The organism is Chrysiogenia bacterium (assembly GCA_020434085.1).
Lineage (GTDB): Bacteria > JAGRBM01 > JAGRBM01 > JAGRBM01 > JAGRBM01 > JAGRBM01.
In genome coordinates this window covers 1-6,437 of the sequence record JAGRBM010000434.1, presented here as the reverse complement: position 1 = coordinate 6,437, position 6,437 = coordinate 1, and the positions used below count along the sequence as shown (strand labels likewise).

Annotated in this window: 5 protein-coding genes; all 5 read right to left on the bottom strand. The window is 64.3% G+C overall.

Features of this window, described 5'->3' with window-relative positions; genetic code table 11:
- Positions 1-884, bottom strand: an 884-nt coding sequence (locus KDH09_14945) for an ABC transporter permease (GenBank protein MCB0220992.1), incomplete at its 3' end; no start/stop codon positions are given.
- Positions 885-887: 3 nt separating this feature from the next.
- Complete coding sequence (locus KDH09_14940; GenBank protein ID MCB0220991.1) at positions 888-1,895, bottom strand: ABC transporter permease; 1,008 nt, start codon at positions 1,893-1,895, stop codon at positions 888-890.
- Positions 1,892-3,586 carry a peptide-binding protein gene (locus KDH09_14935; GenBank protein ID MCB0220990.1) on the bottom strand — a complete coding sequence of 565 codons (1,695 nt, stop codon included), beginning with the start codon at positions 3,584-3,586 and terminating at the stop codon, positions 1,892-1,894. The genes KDH09_14940 and KDH09_14935 overlap by 4 nt, the downstream gene beginning before the upstream one ends.
- Before the next feature lie 33 nt (positions 3,587-3,619).
- Positions 3,620-4,477, bottom strand: a complete 858-nt coding sequence (locus KDH09_14930) for a hypothetical protein (GenBank protein MCB0220989.1) — start codon at positions 4,475-4,477, stop codon at positions 3,620-3,622.
- Positions 4,478-4,490: 13 nt separating this feature from the next.
- Complete coding sequence (locus KDH09_14925; protein MCB0220988.1) at positions 4,491-6,233, bottom strand: tetratricopeptide repeat protein; 1,743 nt, start codon at positions 6,231-6,233, stop codon at positions 4,491-4,493.
- Between the last annotated feature and the right edge of the window lie 204 nt (positions 6,234-6,437).

Here is a 6,437-nt window from a genome sequence, read left to right as displayed (position 1 = left end):
TCGCCCCAGGAGGCGGTGGGCGGCGGGACGCCAAAGCCCAGGAAGGCCAGCGAGCTCTCCACCAGGATGGCGGCGGCAATGCCGAAGGTGGCGCTCACCATGGCCGGGGCCAGGGAGTTGGGCAGGATGTGGCGAAAGATGATGCGCGAGTTGGCGACGCCCAGCGAGCGGGCGGCCTGCACGTAGTCCATGGTGCGGACTTTCAGGACCTCGGCGCGGATGAGCCGCGCGATGCCCGTCCAGCTCGTGAGCCCGATGACCACCATGATGATCATCATGCTCGGTGGCAGCAGGGCGATCACTGCGAGGATCAGGAAGAAGGTGGGGAAGCAGATCACCACCTCAATGAGGCGCGAGATGACCACGTCCACTTTGCCGCCGTAGTAGCCGGCGGCCGCGCCGATCATGACTCCGATGATCAGCGCAATGCCCACCGAGACAAAGCCCACGCTCAGGCTGATGCGCGATCCATGCACCATGCGCGAGAGCAGGTCGCGTCCGCGATCATCGGTGCCCAGCCAGTGGTCGGCCGAGGGCGGTTCAAGACGCCTTTCGAGATCGTGCTGGGTGGGGCCATAGGGGATGGGCGCCCACAGGGCCCAGTCGTCCTCGCCCAGGTGGGCGGGGATCTCCCCGGGTGCAATCGCACGCAGCTCTTCGGGAAGCTCGCCCACGATCGGCGCGTAGAGCGCACCCTGGTAGCGCATCACCAGCGGGTGGGCGCTGGCCAGCACGTCGGCAAAGAGCGCCGTGGCCCCCAGCACCGCAATGAGCGCGATGCCGAGAACCGCCATGCGATCGCGGCGGAACTGCGAATAGACCCGGTGCCAGTACCCGCGTGGCTCCTCGATGGGGCCGGTTTCCATTGCGGGGGGCTCGCTCATGGATCAGGCCTCCCGCTCTTCAAAGGAAATGCGCGGATCGGCGACCACGTAGAGCAGGTCGGAGATCAGAATGCCCACCAGGGTGAGTAGCGCGGAGATGGTCGTAATCGCCATGACGACGGGGTAGTCGTTGGAGCGGATTGCCTCGAAGCCGAGCTTGCCAAGGCCCGAGATCGAGAAGATCGTCTCGATGATGACCGAGCCGCCAAAGAGCGAGGGAAAAATCGAGGCCACCAGTGTAATGAGCGGCAGCAGCGAGTTGCGCAGCGCGTGCTTGAGCGTGATGACTTTTTCCGAGAGCCCCTTGGCACGCGCGGTGCGGATGTAGTCCTGGTGGATGACCTCAAGCATCGAGACGCGCGCGTAGCGCGAGAGCAGTGCCAGGCCGCCGTAACTCATGCACACCAGTGGCAGAAACAGGTGCAGGGTCCAGTCCCAGAGCCGCGCGAAAAAAGGCCAGCTCTCGGCCCCGTAGGTCTCGTAGCCATAGGTCGGAAAGACGTCGAGGAATTCCCCGCCGCCAAGGAACAGGATGAGCATAGTTGCCACCCAGAAGGTGGGCAGCGAGTAGAGCACGAAGAGCCCGACGGTCACCGCCCGGTCGAGCTTCGAACCGGCGATGCGCGAGGAATAGATTCCCCAGGGGATCGCCAGCAGGTAGAGCGCGATCATGGAGAGAATGTTCAGAATCATCGTGATGGGCAGCGCTTCGAGGATCTTGTCGATCACCGGGCGGTGGTCCTTGAAGGACTCGCCAAAATCGAAGGTCGCCATGCCCTTGACCCACTCCCAGTACCGAACGTGGATGGGCTTGTCGAGGCCGTAGAGTTTCTTGGTCTGCTCGATGAGCTCGGCGGTCACTTCGCCGCTGGCCTCGCCGGCGAAGATCTGTGCGATGCGCGCATTGGCCGGGCTTCCCGGCGCCATGTTGATGATGGCAAAGGTGATCAGGCTGATGCCCAGCAGGGTGGGAATCAGCAGCAGGATGCGCTTGGCGATGTATTGCTTCACGGCGCCTCCGTGTAGCGGGCGCGCCCGGCGGGGACGAACCACTCGCGCAGGTCATAGGGCGGGCGCGTGGGATAGAAGTGAATGTTCACAATGCGGTTGTGCACGCCCATGAGCGCCTTCGACATGAAGAGGAAGGTGTAGGGCTGCTCGTCGTAGATGATTTCCTGGAAGCGCTTGAGCATGGCCACGCGCGCGTCCTTGTCGAAGTTCACGCGAAAGTCCTCGATGAGCTTGTCGGCTTCGGCGTTCTTGAACCCGACGAGGTTGGAGCTGCCTTCCTTGTCGGCGCCTGAGGAATGCCAGAGCTGGTAGGGATCGGGATCGATGGAGAGCGACCAGCCGAGCATGCAGGCGTCGAACTCATGGGACTGCACGGGCTGCAAGAACGCGCCCCAGTCCAGGCGGCGGATCACCATGTCGATGCCCGCGCGGGCGAGCTCTTCTTTGTAGATGGTGGCGATCTGCTCGTAGGTGTTGCTGCCGGCGACGACGAGCATTTCGAAACGGAAGGGCTTGCCGTCCTTGTCGAGCCATCCATCGCCGTCGCTGTCGCTCCAGCCGGCCTCGGCCAGCAGCGCGCGGGCCCTTGCCGGGTCGTAGCCGCGGCACTCGAGTTTTTCGTTGTAGTAGTCGGTATCGGGAAGCACCGGCGAGCACACCACGCGGGCCAGGTTGTAGTAGACCTTGAGGGCGATCTCCTTGCGCGGCATCAGGAAGGTGAGTGCCTGGCGCACGCGCTTGTCCTCGAACTGGGGGCGCCGCGCGTTCCAGCCCACGTAGTTGTAGGCCGTCTGGTTGAAGGCGAACTTGTTGGCGTTGCGCGCAAAGCGTTTGGAGCTGGTCTGGCGCACCCACTGCTCGGGATTGAGGCCGACCGTATCGAGCGCGCCTTCCTTGAAGGCCTGCAACGTGACCGAGCTGTCGGTGATGACCTTGAAGAGCATCTTCTTGAAGAACAGTGTGTTCTTTTCGTCGTAGTAGTCGGGGTTCTGCTCGAGCTCGATGATCTTGCCGGTCTCCCACTTGGAGAACTTCATGGGTCCGGTGCCGATGGGGTGGCGCGCGGCCGAGTGGGAATTGAAGTCTTCGCCATTGTCGAAGACGTGTTTGGGCAGCACCGAGATCCCGCCGCAGTTCTGGAAGGCCATGAAGTAGGGCTTTCCGTAGGTGCAGCGCACGGTGTAGTCGTCGATCTTCACGAACTCGGAGATGTCCTGGTAGTAGACCCGCAGCGGCGCGGCGTCGACTTCCGGGTCCATGATGCGCTCGAAGCTGTAGATCACATCGTCGGCGGTAAAGGGCTTTCCATCGTGCCAGCGCACATCCTTTCGCAGGTGAAAGACGTAGGTGAGGTGGTCCTCAGACTCATCCCAGGACTCGGCCAGCGCCGGCTCGAACTCCAGGGTCTTGGGGCTGCGCTGGATGAGCGATTCATAGATGAACTGGTTGATGGTGCTCTCGGAGGCATCCGACGATGTAATCGGGTTGAGCGTGGGCGGCTCGGCGCCCAGCGAGCGCACCAGCCAGTCGCCGTGCGCGTCGGGCTCGCCCTCGGGCGGCACGCTCTCCAGGGCCTCGGCCATGGCATCGAGCGGCGCCTTCTCTTTCGGCCCCTGCGCGGGACCGCGCGTGCAGGCCGCGCACGCCAGCGTCACAAAGGCGAGGGCCAGATAAGTTGCTCGTGAGATCATCGCCTTGGCAGGTACCACGCGCCCGCTCGCCGGTCAATCCTGCACGGGCGCGAGCTCTTCGGCGGGCTCATTCACCGGCGGAAGCGGCAGGCCCATCAGCCCGGCGGCGTGGGTAAAGGGCAGGTGGATCGCTCCCGGCGGCGCGCGCAGGGTGAAGATGGACCTGGACTCCACCGGCGCGTTGATCTCCATCTCGCGAAAGCTCACCCGGAAGAGGGCCTGCGCCTCGGGCGCGCTGACCGCAATGCGGTGGGGGTAGGGACGCGCGCTCCCCTCATCGGGCACGGAGAAGTTCGAAAAACGCACATCGACGCGGCGTCCCGGGGCGGTGCGGGCAAAGCCCTCGATGCGCCCGCCGGTGCGCGGAAAGCGGATCTTCTCCTCGGAGGTGATCGGCCCGACCGAGGCAGTCCAGCGGCCCTTCCACTTGTCGGCGGCAAGATCTGCGCCCGTGGTATCGCTCACTGGAATTTGTCCGGTGAGGTAACCCAGCAGTTCCTTCATCTCCATGGGCGGCAGTCCAAGGATCGTGGCCAGCGCCTCGCCGCGGGCCGGGCCGGAGAAGTAGCGGTTCTCGCCGACCAGGTAGAGCGCAATGCGCCGGCCGTCGCTTGCAAGATAGGCCTCGGGCTTGTCGAAGAGCCCGAAGGCCGTCATGCGGAACTTGTCGGGATACTCGACGACGAACTCGGCGGCGAAGACCACGCTGTCACGCGCGTTTTCGAGCCGCACCCACCCGTCGCCCCAGAAGCTATCCGCCTCGGGCTCGGCGCTCAGGATCTCATTGAGGGAGGCGAGCGCCTCCGCCTGCGCCGGCCACTTGGCGAAGTAGCCGCAGCCGCTCACAGAAAAGAGCAGCGCCAGCGTGAGCAGGGAAGTGCGAAATCGCATAGGCGTGCGGGGGCTACCCGCGGCCGAGCCGCTTGCGCAGGGCGTTGATGTGTGACTCGATTTCATCGCGCAGTTTCTTCTGGCGGACGTCTTCCTTGTCGACGAGCTCGTGGGCCTGCTCCCACGCGGCCAGCGCTTTTTCCAGCTCGCCGACGGCTTCGTAGACCTCGCCCAGGTGGGCGACGATCTGCGCGTCGTCGGGTGCCAGGCGCACGGCCTCTTCGATGGTGGCGACGGCTTCTTTCAGGCGTCCCTGCCGGTAGTAGACCCAGCCGAGAGAGTCGGTGATGTATCCGTCGCCGGGCTTGAGGGCCAGCGCGCGGCGCACCATGTCTTCGGCTTCTTCGAGGTGCAGGCCCTTGTCGGCCCAGGTGTAACCCAGATAGTTGAGCGCGTTGTAGTGCTGGGGGTTGAGCTCGAGCACCTTCTTCATCGCTGTTTCCATGCGCACGAGCTGGTCGTTGGCGTCATAGGCCATTCCCAGCGAGAAGAGCAGGTCGGCGTTTTCGGGATGGCGCTTCACCGCGTCCTCGAGATACTCGATGGACTCAGCAGTGCGCTCGGCGCGGCGCAGCACGTCGCCGATGCGGCTTACCAGCCGCACCTCGCCCGGATACTGCGCCAGCGCGGCGCGCAGCCGCTCAATGGCGTCGTCGACCTCGTCGGCTTCCTCGTCCAGATAGGAGAGGTAGACCACCGCGTCGAGGTGGGTCTGCGATCCGAACTTGATGCTCTCGAGCGCCTCGCGCGCCTTTTCGTGATTGCCCAGCCGCTCGAAACAAAGCGCCAGGTAGTAGCGAACGATGTCGTTGGTGGGATCGCCCGCCAGGAAGAGCTGGAACTGGGGCACGGCCTCGGCGTAGCGCTCCTGCTGGAAGTAGATCAGCCCGAGCTTGGCCATGACCTTGGCATCGAGGGGCGACTCGCGCTGGATGTCCTCGTAGAGCTGGGCGGCTTCTCCAAGGCGCTTTTGCTTGACGAAAAGTTCCGCCAGTTGCGCGCGGAGCTGCACGTTCTCGGGATCGACGTTCTGAAGCAGCAGCTTGTAGAGGGCAGCGATCTTCTCGGTCGCCTCTTCCTGCTCGTAAATACGCAGCAGCTCGACATAGGCGGCGCGGAAGTTCGGGTTGATCTCGATGGTGCGGCGGAAGTGCGCCTCGGCCCGGTCGAAGTCCTGCCGGATGGCGTAAATCTTTGCCAGCGAAAAATGGACGATGTCGGTATCGGGGCGCACTTCGAGGAAGTCGGTGAGCACGGATACCGCTTCGTCGTAGCGCTCGGTCTCGGCCAGCAGCAGGCCGTAGAAAAGCATGTACTCGAGGTTGTTTGGTTCGGCGGCAAGTGCTTCGCGAAACTGCACGAGCGAGAGCTCGGGACGCTTGGTCTGGTAGTAGAGCTTGCCCAGCAGGTAGTGGGCCCGCCCGTCCTGGGGATCGAGGGTCAGGACGCGCTGGACGGTTTGCTCCGCGCTCTGGATGTCACCCACGGTCAGGTGCGCGTGGTAGAGGCGGTAGAGCAGATACTTGGACTCGGGATCGGCCTTCTGGGCGGCGCCGAATGCTTCGAGCGCGCCGGCGAAGTTTCCGTCCTGCGAGAGCATCTCGCCGCGCAGATACTCGGCGATCGCCTCGGGGCGCAGCTCGCCCCAGGCCTGCTCGCCCATGAGGACTTTGCCCTCGGGCCGGGGGCCGCCGAGCTGCGCGCAGCCGCCCAGCAGCAGCGCGATGACCAGCAGTGGTTGAAAAAGTTTCTTCACAGGCGGCAGCGTAGCATACCAGTCACAAAGGGAAGGGGCGGCCCTGCCGCTTCTTGCGATGAGAAAAGGCCGCTCGCGCGGGGACTATTTCCCGTGCAGGTTCTTCTCGGCCATGGCCTTGTAGAGAAGGGCTTCCTTGTGCTCGGGAAAGACGGCAAGGACCTCGTCCCAGACGCTGATGGCGTCGGCGAGGTTGCCCAGCGC